This is a genomic window from Pseudomonas sp. RGM 3321 (assembly GCF_022836805.1).
GTDB lineage: Bacteria > Pseudomonadota > Gammaproteobacteria > Pseudomonadales > Pseudomonadaceae > Aquipseudomonas.
Genome location: NZ_JALHBH010000114.1, coordinates 1 through 18,459 on the forward strand (window position 1 = coordinate 1; position 18,459 = coordinate 18,459).

At 57.6% G+C, this 18,459-nt stretch carries 19 protein-coding genes; 11 read left to right on the plus strand and 8 right to left on the minus strand.

Features of this window, described 5'->3' with window-relative positions:
- The first annotated feature begins 53 nt into the window (after window positions 1-53).
- Window positions 54-839, plus strand: coding sequence for an aldo/keto reductase (locus RGM3321_RS17320; protein WP_244394085.1), 786 nt, complete (start codon window positions 54-56; stop codon window positions 837-839).
- Between the two features lie 221 nt (window positions 840-1,060).
- Here RGM3321_RS17320 and RGM3321_RS17325 read toward each other — a convergent pair whose 3' ends face one another.
- Window positions 1,061-1,651 (minus strand): alpha/beta hydrolase, encoded by a 591-nt coding sequence (locus RGM3321_RS17325; protein ID WP_244394086.1) that lies wholly within the window; start codon window positions 1,649-1,651, stop codon window positions 1,061-1,063.
- 548 nt (window positions 1,652-2,199) lie between these two features.
- Entirely contained in the window at window positions 2,200-3,777 is a 1,578-nt protein-coding gene (locus RGM3321_RS17330; protein WP_244394087.1) for a diguanylate cyclase, read from the minus strand.
- A gap of 222 nt (window positions 3,778-3,999) precedes the next feature.
- Here RGM3321_RS17330 and RGM3321_RS17335 point away from each other — a divergent pair, with 222 nt between their 5' ends.
- Entirely contained in the window at window positions 4,000-4,692 is a 693-nt protein-coding gene (locus RGM3321_RS17335; RefSeq protein ID WP_244394088.1) for a hypothetical protein, read from the plus strand.
- Window positions 4,693-4,799: 107 nt separating this feature from the next.
- Here the strand turns inward: RGM3321_RS17335 and RGM3321_RS17340 are convergent, their stop codons facing one another.
- Window positions 4,800-5,987 carry an MFS transporter gene (locus RGM3321_RS17340; protein ID WP_244394089.1) on the minus strand — a complete coding sequence of 396 codons (1,188 nt, stop codon included), beginning with the start codon at window positions 5,985-5,987 and terminating at the stop codon, window positions 4,800-4,802.
- Window positions 5,988-6,097: 110 nt separating this feature from the next.
- On the opposite strand from RGM3321_RS17340, the gene RGM3321_RS17345 reads away from it, so the two are divergent.
- The 3 genes from RGM3321_RS17345 to RGM3321_RS17355 all read left to right on the plus strand — a co-directional run bounded on the left by RGM3321_RS17345 (window position 6,098) and on the right by RGM3321_RS17355 (window position 9,610).
- Window positions 6,098-6,724, plus strand: a complete 627-nt coding sequence (locus tag RGM3321_RS17345) for a TetR/AcrR family transcriptional regulator (RefSeq protein ID WP_244394090.1) — start codon at window positions 6,098-6,100, stop codon at window positions 6,722-6,724.
- 101 nt (window positions 6,725-6,825) lie between these two features.
- A complete protein-coding gene (locus RGM3321_RS17350; protein ID WP_244394091.1) occupies window positions 6,826-8,679 on the plus strand; it encodes an ABC transporter ATP-binding protein in 1,854 nt (617 codons plus the stop codon).
- 58 nt (window positions 8,680-8,737) lie between these two features.
- Window positions 8,738-9,610 carry a LysR family transcriptional regulator gene (locus RGM3321_RS17355; RefSeq protein ID WP_244394092.1) on the plus strand — a complete coding sequence of 291 codons (873 nt, stop codon included), beginning with the start codon at window positions 8,738-8,740 and terminating at the stop codon, window positions 9,608-9,610.
- A gap of 54 nt (window positions 9,611-9,664) precedes the next feature.
- Here the strand turns inward: RGM3321_RS17355 and RGM3321_RS17360 are convergent, their stop codons facing one another.
- From RGM3321_RS17360 to RGM3321_RS17370, 3 genes are all read right to left on the minus strand, one after another.
- Window positions 9,665-10,090 carry a VOC family protein gene (locus RGM3321_RS17360; RefSeq protein ID WP_024660034.1) on the minus strand — a complete coding sequence of 142 codons (426 nt, stop codon included), beginning with the start codon at window positions 10,088-10,090 and terminating at the stop codon, window positions 9,665-9,667.
- Between the two features lie 178 nt (window positions 10,091-10,268).
- Complete coding sequence (locus RGM3321_RS17365) at window positions 10,269-11,144, minus strand: nickel/cobalt efflux protein RcnA (protein WP_244394093.1); 876 nt, start codon at window positions 11,142-11,144, stop codon at window positions 10,269-10,271.
- Window positions 11,145-11,151: 7 nt separating this feature from the next.
- A complete protein-coding gene (locus RGM3321_RS17370; protein ID WP_244394094.1) occupies window positions 11,152-11,445 on the minus strand; it encodes a metal-sensing transcriptional repressor in 294 nt (97 codons plus the stop codon).
- A 162-nt stretch (window positions 11,446-11,607) separates the two neighbouring features.
- Here RGM3321_RS17370 and RGM3321_RS17375 point away from each other — a divergent pair, with 162 nt between their 5' ends.
- The 5 genes from RGM3321_RS17375 (at window position 11,608) to RGM3321_RS17395 (ending at window position 15,332) form a co-directional block, all read left to right on the plus strand.
- Window positions 11,608-12,189, plus strand: coding sequence for a TetR/AcrR family transcriptional regulator (locus RGM3321_RS17375; RefSeq protein WP_011268097.1), 582 nt, complete (start codon window positions 11,608-11,610; stop codon window positions 12,187-12,189).
- 56 nt (window positions 12,190-12,245) lie between these two features.
- Window positions 12,246-13,349 carry an alkene reductase gene (locus tag RGM3321_RS17380; RefSeq protein WP_244394095.1) on the plus strand — a complete coding sequence of 368 codons (1,104 nt, stop codon included), beginning with the start codon at window positions 12,246-12,248 and terminating at the stop codon, window positions 13,347-13,349.
- 72 nt (window positions 13,350-13,421) lie between these two features.
- Entirely contained in the window at window positions 13,422-14,165 is a 744-nt protein-coding gene (locus RGM3321_RS17385) for an SDR family oxidoreductase (protein ID WP_244394096.1), read from the plus strand.
- Between the two features lie 62 nt (window positions 14,166-14,227).
- Window positions 14,228-14,614: a nuclear transport factor 2 family protein gene (locus RGM3321_RS17390; RefSeq protein ID WP_003400789.1), complete on the plus strand. Its 387-nt coding sequence runs from the start codon at window positions 14,228-14,230 to the stop codon at window positions 14,612-14,614.
- A 61-nt stretch (window positions 14,615-14,675) separates the two neighbouring features.
- On the plus strand, window positions 14,676-15,332 hold the full coding sequence (locus RGM3321_RS17395) for an NAD(P)H-binding protein (RefSeq protein ID WP_244394097.1): 657 nt from the start codon (window positions 14,676-14,678) through the stop codon (window positions 15,330-15,332).
- A gap of 16 nt (window positions 15,333-15,348) precedes the next feature.
- Here the strand turns inward: RGM3321_RS17395 and RGM3321_RS17400 are convergent, their stop codons facing one another.
- Complete coding sequence (locus RGM3321_RS17400; RefSeq protein WP_244394098.1) at window positions 15,349-16,446, minus strand: NADH:flavin oxidoreductase; 1,098 nt, start codon at window positions 16,444-16,446, stop codon at window positions 15,349-15,351.
- A gap of 139 nt (window positions 16,447-16,585) precedes the next feature.
- Between RGM3321_RS17400 and RGM3321_RS17405 the strand changes: the two genes are divergently transcribed.
- Window positions 16,586-17,470, plus strand: coding sequence for a LysR family transcriptional regulator (locus RGM3321_RS17405; RefSeq protein WP_244394099.1), 885 nt, complete (start codon window positions 16,586-16,588; stop codon window positions 17,468-17,470).
- A gap of 26 nt (window positions 17,471-17,496) precedes the next feature.
- On the opposite strand, the gene RGM3321_RS17410 is transcribed toward RGM3321_RS17405, so the two are convergent.
- The gene (locus RGM3321_RS17410; protein ID WP_244394100.1) at window positions 17,497-18,453 is read right to left on the minus strand and encodes a diguanylate cyclase; all 957 of its coding nucleotides are present in this window, start codon (window positions 18,451-18,453) and stop codon (window positions 17,497-17,499) included.
- Window positions 18,454-18,459 lie beyond the last annotated feature (6 nt).

The window sequence follows — 18,459 nt, forward strand, 5'->3', positions numbered from 1 at the left end:
GTGGCAGCATCATTTTCAGCAGTGCAGCTTTACGTTCTTCTGAGTAGAAAGGCATGACCATACTCTTGCCGCCCCCGGAATACTTTTTAAAAAGCGGGGGACACGACAACTACCCTGACACCGGGGGGAACAGCCGGCCGGACCACATAAAAAAAGTCGTCGAAGAGTCACTCAAACGACTACAGACCGATCGTATCGATCTTTACTACCAACATCGCGTTGACCCTAACGTACCCATCGAAGAAGTAGCGGGTGCTATCAAGGATCTAATCGCAGAAGGCAAGATCCTGCAGTTCGGTCTGTCTGAAGCCAGTGCCAAAACCATTCGCCGTGCGCATGCGGTGCAGCCTTTATCAGCGATTCAGACGGAATACTCGTTCTTCCATCGGGACCCGGAACACAACGGCGTACTAGCGGCCTGTGAAGAGTTGGGGATTGGTTTCGTGCCATGGGCGCCGCTGGGAGAAGGCTATTTGACTGGCACAATGGACGCTAACACCAAGTTCGATCCAAAGACCGATTTCCGAGGCACATTCCCGCGCATGTTCCCCGAAAACATGAAAGCAAACATGCCGGTCGTAGACATTCTGAGAACAGTAGCCAAGACAAAAGACGGAACGCCTGCGCAAGTCGCGATTGCCTGGTTGCTCGCTCAAAAGCCATGGATCGTGCCTATCCCAGGTACACGACGAGTAGACCATCTGACTGAAAATCTCGGTGCTTTGAATATTCAACTGACCCATGATGATCTCCTGGCAATGGAGCGTGACTTCTCCAAAGTGACGGTGCATGGCGAGCGGATGTCAGACATGCACATGCAGCAGATCGACCGCAACTGATCCGATAGTTTCGTGAAAGGCATCCGCTGAGCATGGCGCTCACTGCCATATACAATGACCAGCGGATTCCTCCACCCTACCTAGTTCTGATGCCCACGAACGAGCTCGCACACTTAGCCGACGAAGGTAGGAGAAGTGGCTGAATTTGCTTTTGATTTTAAAACGTCTTGGCTTGGCCAGGTTCCCGTGAACGAATCGGGAACCCGTCAGTTCGGACTTGTTCACCCGGCAAGGCTGCTCGCCTGGAAATTGGCGATCTGTTGCCACATCGCGATGGGGTTGGAATACATCGGAAAATGCCCGCAATCAGGAATCGGCGCTAGCCGGACACCCTCGGCCTGGATATGCGAGAGATAGGACAATGAAGCGTTCTGTTCTCCGTACATGAACATCCTTGGGCATTTCAACCCGAGGAATTTGCCCATCAAATCGGCGTTATCGGAGAGATCGACCATCGACTGAAAAATCCCCCGCACCGCGCCAGCACGTACCTTGTGCTGCAAGCTCGCAGAATACAGCGCGCTGGCATAGCCCGGGGCGTGTCGGGGACGTTCGATGCCGAAATGTGCCAGCACCTGCAGCGCTGTCTGCAGAAGAAAGGGAATGGCAATCCTGGAAAGATCATCGCACTGACTTTCACCACAACCCGATGCGTCGTACGCCACGAAAGGGTGACCTGCGAACGCGGGCTGCTGCACGATGTCGGCATAGTCCTCCTTGGTCGAACCAAAACCATGCAGGAACACGATTGGGGCAAGGACACCGGCGCGATGTATGGCAGCCACGTTCAGCTGAACATCTTCCACGGTCATCGGGAGTTGCACGTGAGTGAACGTTTCTGGTGAGGGGGCATTTCGCCTCAACTTCCGATGGGCACATCGACTCATCGAACCACCAAGGGTTTGCCGGATCCGAGTTGGTCATCAAGTATATGGGGGAGCATTGAATACCTGCCATGACCACCCAGATCCGCGTTAGAAATCGCCATTCGCGATCGCTCGTACACTCGGCGCAATTGGGGTGTAGGCGCTGATGAAGAATTGACCCATCTGCCGAAAAAACGCTGACCCAGGCAACCTTCAAGGCTAAGGCCGTCTGTACTGGGCATCTACCTATCCATGTTGGGGCAGTCTTGCCCCATCAGGGAGGGCAATTCTGCATCACCGCCAACAGATTGACGTGAAAAACAAGGCAGCTCGGGGAGCTAAATTGAGGTTTCGGAGGCGCATGCGAGATTCCCGCCTTTCAATTATGATTGACATATTAAAGAGGCTATCGACTCAAAGCTGGAAACTTTAAGCTCGTCGTCGAAAGGCCCTTGGGATGATAGAAAGCTGTCACGACTTTATAAGACCCCTACTCAGCAGTGGCCTGAATCCAGAACGGGCTGGCCTATGAACTGCTTTCGTGTGGAATGGACCATCGACCGCCCCTCGACGCAATTGCGACCTCTGGTTTTGGCGCAGTAAAGAAGTCGATCTGCTTCCCTGAGGGCTGCTGTGTAACCCTCCTTCTCGGATGCGTTGATCGCCACCACGCCCGAGCTGATTGTTACGTTGCCCAGCGGGCTGGCGGAATGCTCTATTAACGCGTTTTCAATGGATAACCTGACCTCTTCGGCAACGCTTAAAGCACCTGTTAAATCTGTGCCAGGCAACAGAATCACAAACTCTTCTCCGCCATATCGTGCGGCCAGGTCGCCAGGCCGCTTGATACCACTTCCGATAAGCCCTGCTACCTGGCTTAGGCAGTCGTCGCCCCGCAGATGGCCGTAGCGGTCGTTGTATTGTTTGAACCAGTCAATATCCAACAAAATAAGGGCGATGGATGAGTTATCTCTGGAAGCTCGTTCCCACTCCAGTTGAAAGGTAGCGTCGAAACAACGCCGATTGGCCAGATGCGTCAAACTGTCGGTCTTGGCGATGATCTCAAGGTCGGCTCTGGCGATACTCAACTCATTTTCCGCAGTGATCAGGTGCCGGATTTGCCTGTATAACAGGATGCCGAGTAAAACCAGGGTCAAACTGATCATGCCGACCAAAGCCATGGATCGATATGCATAAGCCCACCAAGGGGCGAATACATGCTCGCAGGACACACCAGCGGCGGCGACGATGGGCAATCCGGACACCCGCCGATAGGCATAAATTCTTTCCACGCCATCCACTACAGACCTCAACACAGCGGTGCCGCTGTCGCTGTATGGCAGATAGCGAGTGAACAGATCACCTTTGGCGATATTGGTGGTCATCAATGCTGCCAGCGTCGGTCGTCGAGCCAGCAGGTCGCCATTGTTCAGCGCGAGAAAAATAACGCCCTTGTCGTCCACATCCATGCGTTTGAAGAATGATTGAAAATAGGCCACAGGCACAGTCGCCAGAGCCACACCTGCAAATGTGCCATCCGCAGTATTGATACGTCGGCTGATAGGGATGACCCTGTCTCCCGTGCTGCGGCTCTCAATGATGGAACCGATGTGGATGGACTCGTCGGCGTTGTCGCGGTGATAGACGAAGTACGCGCGGTCACCGTTGTTTTTTACCTGTATACCTTGAGAAAAAGAGTTGGCGACCCAGTTGCCTTGGGCATCGTAGATAAAAAGCCCCTGAATGCCGTTGACGTTCAACACGTCCTGAGCCATCCGCTTCGCCAGTCGAGCTTGCTGAGGCCCTTCTACACCATCGTGCTCCACGCGTTCCACGAGATCACGCAGCGTATTATCAGCCTGTCGTACCGTATCCTGAGCTTGCTGCTCAGCAGCAAGAACGATGTTTGAAACCGTAATTGTGGCGGTAGCGACACGCTCACGTCTGGACTGGTTCATCTGCCAGGCTGTAGCCAAAACCAGCGATACACACACCAGAGCAATAAAGCCAATCAGTGCTTTGGTGAGCATGGAAGGCGCGAGCCTGACTGAGGAACGGTATACATGCTTCATGGGTGCGTCATCAAATTGACTTTTGAACGCTCTATGCATCTTTCGTACCCTGATAGCGGGTCTGGCCAGCGCCTTCACTTCTTGCTTGTCTTCGGTTAAAGCCTAGCTGCTGACTGGACCTCCTGGCTAATGGTCCGTGACATCCTCGCGCTGCTCCACTAAATTACGCCCCCCGAAACGCCGTGAGCCTTTCGCGCCTCAAACCTGAAATAGTGAAATTCAATGCCTGATTCCCAGACCAACCAAGCCCTGACCTCCTCCAAGCTGGAATACGAAAGCGCAATTGGTCTTTCCCAGCACGTGCCGCAGGCCAAGACCATCAGCGAGATGGTGCTTGATGCGTTCCAGACCGCCAAGGAAAGCGAAGAAATACGTGAGCTGCGTGCCGCCATTCGCTTGGCGCAGGATGAGCACGATGACGACAAAGCCTACGAACTGATGGGCGAACTGAAACGCCTCAAGGATGCCGAAGCGGCAGACAGCGCAGCACTGGCCGATCTTGGCACGCAGTTCCCTATCAGCCGGATCCTGTCCAGCTACAAGAATGACCCTGCGTTTCAGGAGCTGGTCTACGGCCTGGCGCTCAAGGTGCTGAACCAGACGCATCAGGCGATCAGCAACCCCAATACCGCCAAGAGCAAGACGACGCGTGCCCGCAAGGAAGCCGAGGTCTACACCATCAGCAAGGACGGCCAGAGTGTCAGCCTGCCGTTGCGCCCCCCGCGTTCCAACCTTAATGTCGACCGAGAGGCCCTCGAGTTCCTTGGTTTCACCTTTGTTGGTGAAGGCGATACCGCCGAACTGCAGGAAACAACCTTCGTCGACAATGAAGGCAGCGAGCTGCCGGTGACCCGTAAAAACATCGTCACCGCGCTGCAACAGGGCAAGGCATTCAACGCTTACAGCATCGCCTGATGAGTGATCGGCCGGTGACCCGATCACGCCATGGCGCCCGCCTGGCCGACCGCCGTCTGTTGAGCAAAGAGCAAGTCCAGTGGTTGCCTCCAGCCACTGGCACCGATTTACTCCAGGAGCCGATCGCCTCTCGCAAAACCATGAACCTGCGCCCGTAGCGCAATAATCAGGCTCAGCACTGACAACACAAACAAGACCCAGGGAAATACACCCACGCCCCAATGTCCAAGCAACACACCACCCAGTAACCCGCCGCCTGCAATAGCGCTGTTCCAGACAACGACATTCATCGAAAGCGCCACATCAGCGCCCTCGCCTGCCGAGTCGGCGAGCGCGGTCTGCAGAAGCGTGGCGGCACCGCCAAAGGTCAGACCCCAGATAAATACGCCTGCATAGATGGCCAGGGCCGAGCCAGAAAACAGACCCAGGAACACCGAAACCGCCGCGAAGCTCGCGAGGCTGGTCAACACCGTCTTGCGTAAATGACGATCAACCAGCCGTCCCGTTACCCAGATGCCCGCCAGCGCGGCGACACCGAATGCCAGCAATACCAAATCGACGTCCCTCGCCAACCCGGCCTCGGAAACAAACGGCGCGACGTAGGTATAAAGAATGTTGTGAGCCAGCATCCAGGTGAAGACCACTCCCAGTACCGAGCGTACGCCTGGGGTGAAAAAGACCTGACGCAATGCCATGCGCTTTGACGCGGACTGGCCAGGATAGTCCGGCACTTTGATCAACACCCAGACGATCGACAGCAGGGTCATTGCGGACATCAACCCGAATGCCATGCGCCAGCCCATCAACCCGCCCAGCCAGGTTCCCAGAGGCACGCCGAATGACAACGCGATGGGCGTTCCCACCATTGCGATTGCCAGCGCGCGGCCCTGCAACTGGGGAACGACCATACGTCGTGCGTAGCCCGCGATAAGGCTCCAGGCCAGCCCCGCAGAGACGCCAGCGAAAAACCTCGCGATCAGGGTCAGCCAGTAGCTGGAAGACAGCGCAGTGACGGAGTTGAACACCAGGAAGCCGACAATCGTCAGCAACAAGACTGTTCGGCGGCGCCAGCTTTGCGTAGCGATGGTCAGCGGAATGGCTGCCAGCAGTGAGCCCAACGCGTAAACAGTCACCATTTGCCCTGCAAACGATGCCGAGACTCCCAGGCCACTGCCGATCTCGGGCAGCAAACCCGCAGGCAACGTCTCGGTCACGATGCAAATGAACCCTGTCATAGCCAGGGCCAGCAATGCCCCGAGCGGAAGTTTTTCGCTCTGTTTCTCGTCTGTCATCATTCGAATCTCTGCACTAATATACTGATCGATACAAATATAGGCAGCGCCTGCCAGGTAGTCAACGACTTATGTATCGACTAGTATTTAAATAATTCTGGAGGAGACCTGGTATGGCACAGATGGGACGTCCACGCACGTTTGACCGTGACGTGGCAATCACTCAGGCGCTGCATTTGTTCTGGGAGCATGGATACGATGCGACATCCTTGAGCCAATTGAAGGCGAACATAGGTGGAGGCATTACCGCGCCAAGCTTTTACGCCGCCTTTGGCTCGAAACAAGCGCTGTTCAATGAGGTGATGGAGCGCTACCTCACCACCCACGGCCGGGTTACCGACAGCCTGTTTGACAACACTCTGCCGCCCAGGGAGGCGATTGAACTCACCCTTCGCCGGTCCGCAAAAATGCAGTGCGAGCCCGATCATCCCAAGGGCTGCCTGGTGGCGTTAGGCCTTATGAGCACGTGCTCGGAAGAGAGCAAGGCGATTTCCGCACCGCTCGCAAAAGCCAGGAACCTGAATCGTGCGGGTATCGTTGCCTGCATCCACCGCGCCGTTGCTACAGGGGAATTGCCCGCGACGGTGATACCGGAGGCTCTCGCTGCTGCGTTCGACAGTTTTCTTCTGGGCTTGTCTACACTGGCTCGCGACGATGTTCCACATGCCACACTGGATGCCGCAGTCACTCAAATGATGGGCCTGTGGGATAGTCTGCGTATTGTTACCGACGACCAATGACCCGCAGGTCCAGACACGTCTGCATTCCCTGGTAACGCCTTGATGCATTGCGCACAGGCGTCCAATGCCAGAATCTTCACTAAATCCTTTCGGAGAGCACCATGCTTCGCGCGTTTGAAAAATGGCTCAACCCCTTCCCGCCCGACGAGGTGCCGCCGCCTCCAGACGGTCTGGTGCGGTTTCTCTGGGCCTGCACACGGGGAGCCCGTGGCTACATCCTGGCGCTTGCGCTACTGAGTGCCGGCGTATCGATTTACGAAGCCTGGCTGTTTTCTTTTCTCGGGCAGGTAGTGGACCTGCTGTCGGCCTGGAAGGCCGGCGACGATACGGCCATGCAGGAAAGCAGCGTGCTGTGGGGGATCGGCCTGGTATTGCTGACCAGCATCGGGCTGGTCGCGTTGCGTACGATGGTCCAGCACCAGGTATTGGCGATCAACCTGCCATTGCGTCTGCGCTGGGATTTCCATCGGTTGATGCTGCGACAAAGCCTTTCTTTTTTCTCCGATGAGTTCTCTGGCCGTGTCACCACCAAGGTGATGCAGACGGCACTGTCGGTGCGTGAGGTGCTATTCACACTCATCGAAATCGCACCCGGAATCGGGGTGTACTTCATCGCGATCATTGCATTGGCCGGCGGCTTCGACCTGAAGCTGATGCTGCCTTTCATTGCCTGGATCGCCCTGTTCGGTCTGGCCATGCTGTACTTCGTGCCCCGCCTGGGCAAAGTTGGACAGGAGCAGGCTAACGCGCGGTCATCGATGACCGGGCGTATCTCGGACGCCTACACCAACATCACCACGGTGAAGCTGTTCTCCCACTCCAAACGTGAAGCGCACTTCGCACGCGCAGCGATGGAGGACTTCAAGCTGACCGGCTTTCGCCAGATGCGTCTGGTCAGCCAGTTCGAGATCGTCAATCAGGTGCTGGTGGTCGCGTTGATCATGGGTGCAGGTGGTTATGCACTGTGGCTGTGGCATCAGGGTCAGGTCGGCACCGGTGCCGTAGCGGCGATTACCGCCATGGCGTTGCGCGTCAATGGCATGTCGCACTGGATCATGTGGCAAATGACCTCGCTGTTCGAGAACATTGGCACCGTACAGGACGGTATGGAAACCTTGACCCGCGGCCCCAAGGTTAAAGATGCGCCGGATGCAGCCGCCCTGGTCACCACGGGTGGCGCGGTAACCTTTGACAATGTGAGTTTCAATTACAACGGCGAACGTCAGGTGCTCGATGCCCTGAACCTGACCATTCGGCCGGGTGAAAAAATCGGCCTGGTGGGTCGCTCCGGTGCCGGGAAATCCACACTCATCAACCTGCTGTTGCGCTTCTATGACGTAGATGAAGGAGCAATCAGTATCGATGGGCAAAATATTGCGCACGTCACTCAAGACAGCCTGCGTAGCGCCATCGGCATGGTCACTCAGGACACGTCCCTGCTGCACCGTTCCATTCGCGACAACATCGCCTATGGCCGCCCTGACGCGACTGACGCGCAAATCCACAGCGCCGCGGCCAGTGCCCAGGCCGATGGGTTCATCAGCCAACTGAGTGACAAGCAAGGCCACAGTGGCTACGACACGCTGGTGGGTGAGCGCGGTATCAAGCTGTCGGGCGGCCAGCGCCAACGCGTTGCCATCGCCCGGGTGATGCTCAAGAACGCCCCGATCCTGCTGCTCGACGAAGCCACCAGTGCGCTGGACTCGGAAGTCGAAGTGGCGATCCAGGAAAGCCTCGATGAAATGATGAAAGGCAAGACCGTGATCGCCATCGCCCATCGCCTGTCTACCATCGCAGCGATGGACCGGCTCATTGTCATGGACGACGGCCGCATCATCGAACAAGGCACCCACGCAGAACTGCTGGGCAAAAACGGCACCTATGCGCGGCTGTGGCAGCACCAGAGCGGCGGGTTTCTCGGGGAGGATCAGGGTGTGGCCGAGGACATGGGATAGACAGCAAAAACAAAATAAACAAATGCATTTTCAGTAAAAATACAATTATTCTTTGCCCATGATCAAAGAACTGAAAACGTTTATTGCCGTGGCGAGAGAAGGCACGTTCGCTGCGGCGGGCAGCAAGATCGGGCTCACCCAGGCCGCTGTCAGTGCGCAGATGCAACGCCTTGAAGCTGAACTGGGCGTCGAGCTGTTCGACCGAAAAGGACGTTCAGCCCAGCTCAACCGCATGGGGCAGCAGGTGTTGCTGCAAGGTCAGGACCTGGTGCGCCAGTTCAGCAGCCTGGGCACTACTACGGTCGGGCTACCCGCCAGCGTACTGGTGACCATCGGCGCAATTGCCTCTGTGCAACGCTCCTTTCTGCCGGAAGCGCTCGCTCGGTTTCATCAGCAATTCTCCGCATGCAGGACGCGCGTCATACCCGGCCTTTCCATGGACCTGGTCAATCAGGTGGACGCTGGCGAGATCGACATGGCAGCGATCATCCGCCCGCCCTTCTCACTGCAAAGCGACCTGCGCTGGACGACGCTGGTCCGTGAGCCCTATCGCCTTATCGTGCCTGCCGATATGCCGGGGGATGACTGGGCCGAGCTGGTTTCGGCTCATCCATTCATTCGTTACGATCGATCGTCGTTCGGTGGCCGACAGGTTGACCGGTTCCTGCGCCAGACCCATGTCTCGCTGCGCGAAGTCTGCGAGCTCGATGAACTGGATGCGATCATCAAACTGGTCGCCAACGGCGTCGGCGTAGCCTTGGTTCCGGAAACGGCAACCCTGCAGACATGGCACGCCGGTGTGCGCTCTGTAGACCTGAAAGAGCACACGTTCCATCGCGATATCGGGCTGGTACATCGCGCTCGCCGCAGCCTGACCGAACCGGTGAGCGCACTGGTGCAACTGATTAACGAGCACGCTCTGACTCGTTAGCGCTGCGCCCGCGCAAGCAGGCCCGGCGCAAAATGATGTGCGCCAGGCCTTTTACTATTTTGCGAACAGCTGACTCATGTCCTTGAACGCCTTGAACTCAAGCGCATTACCGCAGGGATCGAAAAGGAACATGGTGGCCTGCTCCCCCACCTGCCCCTTGAAGCGAATGTAGGGTTCGATGACGAACTCGGTGCCGAAGGATTTCAGGCGCTCGGCCAAAGCTTCCCACTGGGCCCATTCCAGAATGATGCCGAAGTGCGGAACCGGCACGTCGTGGCCGTCTACCGGGTTGCTGTGCACGCTCTCTTGAGAGGCGGTTTTCGGGTGTTCATGAATCACCAACTGATGCCCGTAGAAATCGAAGTCGACCCATTGGGCGCTGGAGCGCCCTTCGGAAAGACCAAACACTTCACCGTAAAAGGTACGTGTCGCGGCCAAGTCATAAACCGGGATTGCAAGGTGGAAAGGAGAAAGACTCATCAGGACTCCGATTGCAGCTCTTGGTGGCGTGTGAGGCCGGGCGGCTTAATCACTGCCCGGCGACTTGTTCAAGTTCCACTCATGCTAAAGCCGGGCGACACCAATAAAAATCAATATATATTTTCAAGAAACACAAATTATTTTTGTGACAGCCGCCACGCCCAAGTATCAGGCCAGCTCACGAGTGCAGGCCGATCCAGCCGTTGATTCCTACATACATCCCGACACAAATAATCAGGACGCTGGACAGGTAAGGTGCGCGTCGAGCGGCGGCACTGAGCCAGGGGAAACGATTCGAGGCTCTTCGCGCACCGATGGCGGCGGCCGCACCAACGGTGACCAACGTGATGGCAAGTCCCACGCTGAAACAGATCACCATCATCGCGCCCAGCGTGACCTGCTGCACCTGCAGGCACAGCAGCAGCACGGTGATGGCCGCCGGGCAAGGGATAAGTCCCCCGGTCAAGCCGAACATCAGGATCTGGCCATTGCTGACCTCTCGATGGGTGAAGCGCTTGCGGATGTCGTCGGCATGGGCCTTTTCATGGGCATCCTGGTAGCCCTCGGCGCTCAGGCTCAAGCCGCCCAGATCGCTGTGGTCATGGCTGTGACCGTGCTCATGCTCTTTGAAGTCAATGTCGTGCTCATGGCCATGGCCATGGCCTGTATGCCGGTGACTGAGCCGGGCACTTTCGAACTTATACAGCTGCTCGCCACGCCAGGTGCGCCACAGCATCCACAGCGCGATGGCGATGATCACGGCAGACGACGCGAGCTGAAAATAAGGCTCCGTGGTTTCAGCGTCCAGCCCCTGCCCCAGATACATCCCGCCGATGGCCACCAGCCAGACAACGGCAGTGTGCGAGACGGTAGCGGCGACGCCGAGCATCACGGCCTGTTTCACGGAGCCACGAATGGCCACGATGAACGCCGCCATCATGGTTTTCGAATGCCCGGGCTCCAGCCCGTGCAACGCGCCCAGCAGAATGGCGCTGGGGAAATACAGCCAGGCATGCGAACCACCTTGCTGCAACAGCTCTACGAAATTCGGCATGCGAGACCTAAAGGTATTTGGTGATTTGCTTGAAGGCTTCCAGCGGTGCCCGCTCACCCTTGGCGAGTGAACCGAGCATGTCTTCGAGGCAGTGATCGATATGATCCTGAATCAACGTGCGCTTGGCCTGGCACACTGCTTTCTCGACCGCGTGCAGTTGCTGGGCGATGTCCACACACTCGCGCCCTTCTTCGATCATGGTGATGATGCCGCGCAAATGACCGTCGGCCCGTTTCAGGCGCTTGATGACAGCTTCGTGGGACTGGTGCGTATGGCCGTGGGGATGGTCGTGTTCACTCATGGCTTGAGTTCCAGTCTGGATAATTCAGACCGGCACTGTATCCCCACAGGGGGGATAGAGTCAAAGCCTATGCGGTATACATTTGCTGAGTTTTTTTGCGCAAGCCTATTCAGAAAAACCTACTAGACGACTGGTCGGTTTACGTTTAGGATGCTCGGCATTATGAAGAAACCAGCTCAGGACATGCGACAGCACATCATTGATGTGGCCCGCTCGCTCATGACGAACAAAGGCTATACCGCCGTCGGCCTCGCAGAGGTGTTAAGCACGGCTGGTGTACCCAAAGGTTCGTTCTATTACTACTTCAAATCGAAGGAAGAATTCGGTCAGGCGCTGCTGGAAGAGTATTTTTCCGAGTACCTGGGTCGAGTCGACGCCCTCATGGCACGCCCCGGAAGCGGCGCCGAGCGGTTACTGGCCTACTTCAACTATTGGATAGAAACCCAGGGCACCGACTTTCCCGAAGGCAAGTGCCTGGTCGTCAAGCTGGGGGCGGAAGTCTGCGATTTGTCTGAAGACATGCGTGGCGTGCTCGAGGTCGGCACAGCAAAAATCATCAAACGCATCACTGCCTGTGTCGACATGGGTGTCGCCGACGACAGCATTCATCCCGAGGGCGATCATGAAGGATTCGCAGAATCCCTCTATCAGCTCTGGCTTGGCGCTTCCCTTCTGGCGAAGGTGAACAAGTCCACCGAATCTTTCGAAAAAGCACTGACCATGACCAAACGCCTGCTGCGGTAGCGGGCATTTTTTTTGTCTTTTTAAGTAGACGACTGGTCTACTATATGGAGTATTTGATGAATGATTCCCGTAAAACTACCGACCTGTTTTCCCCCGTCACCCTGGGCTCCATGGAGCTGGCGAACCGTATTGTGATGGCACCGGTAACACGCAGCCGCTACGGCGAGGATGGTGTTCCCAATGAACTGCACGCAACTTACTACGCACAACGCGCTACGGCAGGGCTGATCGTCGCCGAGGCGACAAACATTTCCGCTCAGGGTCGAGGCTATGCCGCGACCCCGGGAATCTGGAGTGACCGACAAGTCGCAGGCTGGCGCCTGGTGACCGACGCTGTACATGCAGCAGGAGGCAAGATTGTCAGCCAGCTATGGCACGTGGGGCGATTTTCCAGTGTCGACCTGCAACCCAACGGCGAGGCACCGGTAGCGCCCTCCGCCATCAAGGCCGAGGGCAATACCTACACCGCCGACGGTTTTGTACCTGTCTCCATGCCGCGCGCACTGGAAACCGGCGAAATCCCCGGCGTCATCGAGCAATACAAACACGCCGCAGAGAACGCCAAAAGGGCCGGTTTTGATGGCGTTGAAGTCCATTCGGCCAACAGTTACCTGCTGGACCAGTTTCTGCGCGACTCGACCAATCAGCGCACCGACCAGTATGGCGGTTCGATAGAAAACCGCGCTCGCCTGACGCTGGAAGTCACCCAGGCCATCGTGGATATTTGGGGCAGTGACCGCGTGGGTATTCGCTTGTCGCCCGTGACCCCCGACGCCGGTAATACGGCACCCGACAGCAACGTCATGGGCCTTCATGGCTACCTGATCCAGCAACTGAACACATTCAATCTGGCCTATCTGCACTTTGTCGAAGGCGCCACTGCCACCTCCCGTGAAGTGCCGGAGGGTGTCGACATGGATGCCCTGAGCGCCGGGTTCAACGGTCCGTTCATTGGCAATAACAACTATGACCTGAAGATGGCGATCGAGCGTCGGGCGCAGGGCAAGATCGACGCCGTGGCTTTCGGCCGCTTGTTCATATCCAACCCCGACCTCGTCGCCCGTCTGCGCCACGGTGCCGAGCTGACCATTGCACCACGTGAGTCGTACTACGGCGGCGGTGCCAAAGGCTATATCGACTGGCCAATGGGCAAGTACTAAGCCACTGCCGGCCTCCTCCCCTTCATCAATTCCCAGGATCCCGGAAATACCGCGACAAAGGAAAAACACCACATGAATTATCTCGACAAGAAAACAGTCATCGTCACCGGCGCCTCGTCGGGGATCGGCGCAGCAACAGCCAAAGCGCTGGCGGCATATGGTGCCCATGTCGTGGCTGCCGCACGCGACGAAGAAGGTCTGGTCGTTCTGGTCAGTGATCTACAGGCTTGCGGTTACAAGGCAGTGAGCTGCGTGACTGACGTCACCAGCGCTGACGAAACACAACGGATGGCGCAGTTCGCCAATGACACCTATGGCTCTGTGGACATTCTGGTCAATAACGCAGGCCTGATGCTGTTCTCCAACTGGGTCGATCTCGCGACTCGGGACTGGCACGCGATGGTCGACGTAAACATCAAGGGCTACCTGAACTCCATAGCGGCAGTCCTGCCGTTCATGCTCGAACAGAAGGCTGGTCAGATCCTGAACATGGATTCGGTCGCAGGTCATCAGGTCGGTTCGGCAGCGGGCGTTTACAGCGCTACCAAGTTCTTTGTCCAGGCGATGACCGAATCGATGCGCAAGGAACTGGGCGTGCAGCACGGTATCCGCGTCAGCACGGTCAGCCCCGGGGTGATCAACACCGGCTGGGCCGACAAGGTCACTGATCCTGAAGGCCGCAAGGCAGCCAAAGCGCTTAATGAGATCGCCATTGCGCCTGAGGATATCAGCCGCGCCGTGATCTACGCCCTCAATCAGCCAGCCAACGTAACCGTGAACGATCTGATCATTTCGCCAACCCGTCAGGACTGGTAACCGGACAGACAATCCTGATTCACCCGCAAGGCAAACAATTCCTAATCCAGGAGTAATACCCCATGAGCAAGAACATCAAAGCCGTCCCGACCACCGATTACAACGCAGTTATCGCAACGGCCGGCAAGTACGTAGAAGGCTTGCGTACAGGCAGCGTTGCCACTATCGAGGAAGCCTTTCATAAAGATGCGGTGATGTATGGTTTCACCAATGGTCAACTGCTGGGTGGACCGATCAGTAACCTGTACACCTTCGTCGAAACCAATGGTACCGCTCCAGACATCACAACGCGCCTGGACGTCCTTGCCATTACGCCCACCACGGCAGTGGTCCGGGTCGATATGGAAAAGGATGCTATTGGTGCGGACTACAACGACTACCTGACGCTGATCAAAATCGACGACAGCTGGAAAGTGATTGCCAAGGTCTACCATCAATTCGAAGGTTAACGCGGCTGGAATGCGCCGATATTGCTGAGCGTCGGCGCACGGCCAACCAGAGGAAGATTTCATGTCAAAAGTTTTTGTCATCGGCGCAGCCGGAAAGGTCGGCCAGCGCCTTCTGAAAAACCTTGGCGGCGGCGCTCATGAAGTGATCGCACTGCACCGTAAAGAAGACCAGTCGGCGGCAATCAAAGCGACTGGCGCCATACCATTGCTCGGCAACCTCACCGAGCTGGACGCTTCGCGATTGGCCGCTGCGATGACAGGCAGCGATGTCGTGGTTTTCACCGCCGGGGCTGGCGGCGCGGGCATTGAGCTGACCAATGCCATTGATGGCAAGGGCCTGGAAACCGCTGTTGATGCAGCCGTGCTTGCCGGGGTCAATCGCTTCCTGTTGGTGTCGGCATTTCCTGAAGCAGCACGCGGCACGGACACCTCCGCTGGCTTCGAGAATTATATGCGGGTGAAAAAACAAGCCGATGTGTATCTGGCCTCTTCCGCACTGGACTGGGTGATTCTCAGGCCAGGCACCCTGGTCGACAACCCGGGGACCGGTGAAGTCTGCGCAGGTCCGGCTATGGCATATGGCGAAGTACCGCGCGATGACGTAGCCGCTTTCCTGGCTGCACTGGTCGATCGACCCGAGATATCCCGCCAGATCATCGAACTGGCAAAGGGCGCAACACCTCTCAACGAGGCATTGCGCATGCTCAGCCAGCGCTGATGTTCGTCACAAACGACTAGACCAGCTCACTGTCTTTGATGTTGGCAATCGGCCCGAGAATGGCTGGATCGAAGTCGCGCAGTGGCGCGCCCTGACGCAACAACTGTGGCAGGTCCGGATTGGCCAGCGCACCCTTGCCCACTGCGATGATGTCCGCACCCTGGCGAAGCACCTGGTCGGCTTTTTGCGGATCGTGCAGGCCGCCATTGGCGATCAGCGCAACATCCGGCGCGTAGCGACGGGCCAGTTCGACCAGGCTGGCTTGACCCTGGGTAAAGGCCGGCTGCCATGCTTCGTGTTCGGTCACATGGATGTAATCGACCCCGGCATCGGCCAGCGCAGCGAAAATGACTTCGGCATCGCCCTCGCCCCCGGCCCATTTGTGCTGAAAGTCGTTGACCTTGCCTTGTGAAAGACGCACGCCCACCGGTGCCTGCCCGGCGACCTTTTTCACTGCGGCGATGACATCGAGCGTCAGTCGCAGGCGCTGTCCGACCCCACCGCCCCACTGATCGGTGCGCTGATTGCTGTAGTCGGTCAGAAACTGATCCAGCAGGTAGCCGTTCGCACCATGTATCTCGACACCGTCAAAGCCTGCAATGCCGATAGCCAGTTGCGCCGCGCGGGCGAACCCATCAATGGCCTCGGCAATATCCTTGTCACTCACGCCTCGCGGAACCTGGTAGCTGCCCGCGCCGTAATAGAACGCCATCTGTTCGCCCTTGGGACGAATGGCCGAAGGGCCCGCCGACTCGCTGACGAAGCGATTGGTCTGGCTGAGTGCGCCGGCGTGCATGAGCTGCGCAATCATGACACTGCCATGCCGGTGCACAGCATCGGTCGTGGCACGCCATGCCTGCGCCTGCTCGTCATCAGTGAGCCCGGGCTGGAAGCGGTAGCCCTGGGAAAAACGGCGATCGGTGTAGTTGCCCTCGGTGATGATCAGGCCAAAACCGCCCTTGGCGAACCGCTCGTAATAGCGCGTCATGGCCTGCGTTGCACTGCCCTGCTCGTCCGCGCTCACGCGTGTCATGGGCGCCACCGCAAACCTGTTCTTCAGTTTCAGATGACCTCTGTCGAACGGGGCTGTAACGTGTTTGTTTGTCTCGCTCATGCTTCAAATCCTCACTGTGCAGACCGGCTGCGGATTGCCCGCAGTCATTGACAGAACCTGCAGTAACGGTAAGGGCTGGCGCAGCCCATTGGAACCCGGCCGTGTAGATAAGGCGCTTTAACGAAAATGGATAGAATCCATGCAAATATCTGATATAGAGGTGTTCGCCGCCATTGCTTCCAGCAGGAGTCTGTCGGAAGCGGCGCGTCGACTCGGGTTGTCGCCGATGGCCATCTCCAGGCGTCTGGCTGCGCTGGAAAACGACCTGGGCGTCAGGCTGGTGCACCGCACAACCCGCTCGGCATCACTGACGCCGGAGGGCGAAGTGTTTCTGCCGCACGCCAAAACCATGCTGCACGCCAGCGAAACCGCCCGCGCGACGCTGAAGGCCGATGCCGGTACGGCCAGTGGCGTATTACGGGTCACAGCACCCAGCGTGTTTGGTCAGACCGTCATCATGCCGCTGCTGCCAGCCTTGATGCAGGACAATCCGGCACTGAGCATCGACCTGACGCTGTCGGACAGCATCGTGGACATTGCCGGGCTGGGCATCGATGTCGCCATTCGGATTGCCACGATACGTGACTCCGCCCTGGTGGCCAGATCGCTGGCACCCAACCCTCGGGTCGTGTGTGCAAGCCCCGACTACCTGGCGCGGCGCGGCCAGCCATCGTTGCTGGACGAACTCGGTCAACACCCGTGCATCACCTTGCATGCGATGCCTTACTGGCCGTTCATCAGAGAGGGCGAACCGGTGGCCATCCGCGCTCAGGGGGCATTCTCGGCCAACAGCGTCGAAGCGGTGCGCAAGGCGTGCAAACAGGGCCTGGGGCTGGCCATGCTGACCTATTGGGACGTTCAGCAGGAAATCCGTGAAGGTAGTCTTCAACAGATACACTTCGAGGATGTCATCCCAGAGCAGCTGTCGGTGACGGCCGTATTGCCAACCCGCCACCGCGTACCTCACCGGGTACGCCTGTTCGTTGACCGTCTTGAAGCAGAGCTCAAGAAGAATGCGGTTTGAAGCAAGATGCCATCGGTATGGCAGACTCAAGGCGCAACCTGTATCGGCTCAAACCGGCTACAGTTTCGCCCCTCATGCTTGGCCCGGTACAAGGCCCGGTCGGCTTCCGCCAGCAACGCTATGGCGATCAAGTCAGGCGCAAGGCCGATTGCAGCGCCCGGGCTCGGGACGGGCAGCGCACCAGCCTCCAGACTTGCTACCCCCACCGACACGGTCACCCGGCCGAAGTCACTGGTTTCATGGGGCTTGTTGAGGCCTTGAATGTGCTGCACGATTTCATCCGCCAGACGACAGGCGCCCTCTGCCCCGGTATCCGGCAACAGCACGGCAAACTCCTCGCCCCCATAACGAGCTACCAGATCGGTCGACCTGTGCGCGCACTTTTTCAAGGCGTGTGCGATGGCAATCAGGCAATCATCGCCTTGCAAATGGCCATAGTGATCGTTGTAACGCTTGAAGAAATCGATGTCGAGCAACAGCAGCGAAAACGCACCTTGGTTGCGCCGCATACGCAGCCATTCGCGCGCGATACTCTCGTCGAGGAAACGCCGGTTGGCCAGCCCCGTCAGCCCATCGGTCTGGGCCAGCAGGTTGAGCTGGTCCATCGCCATTTTCAAGCGCAGGTGGGTCTTTACTCGCGCCGTGACGATCAACGGCTGAATAGGCTTGCCGATGAAATCCACCGCCCCCAGCGCCAGTCCGGCTTCCTCGATACGGGTTTCGATGTGGCTGGTGATGAAGATGACGGGAACGTCTTCCAGCAATTGATCGGCCTTGAGCGTCTCACAGACTTCAAAACCGCTCATTCCGGGCATCTCGGCGTCGAGAAGGATAAGGTCAGGACGCATTTCCCGGACCATCTTCAAGGCCTGGGCACCGCCCGTGGCAAAACGAATCCGCCCCAGACCGTTCAGAATTTTGCTCAATACGCGAATGGCGGAAATATCATCATCGACAATCAGCAGGCTAGGTACAGGTTGCATGGTGGG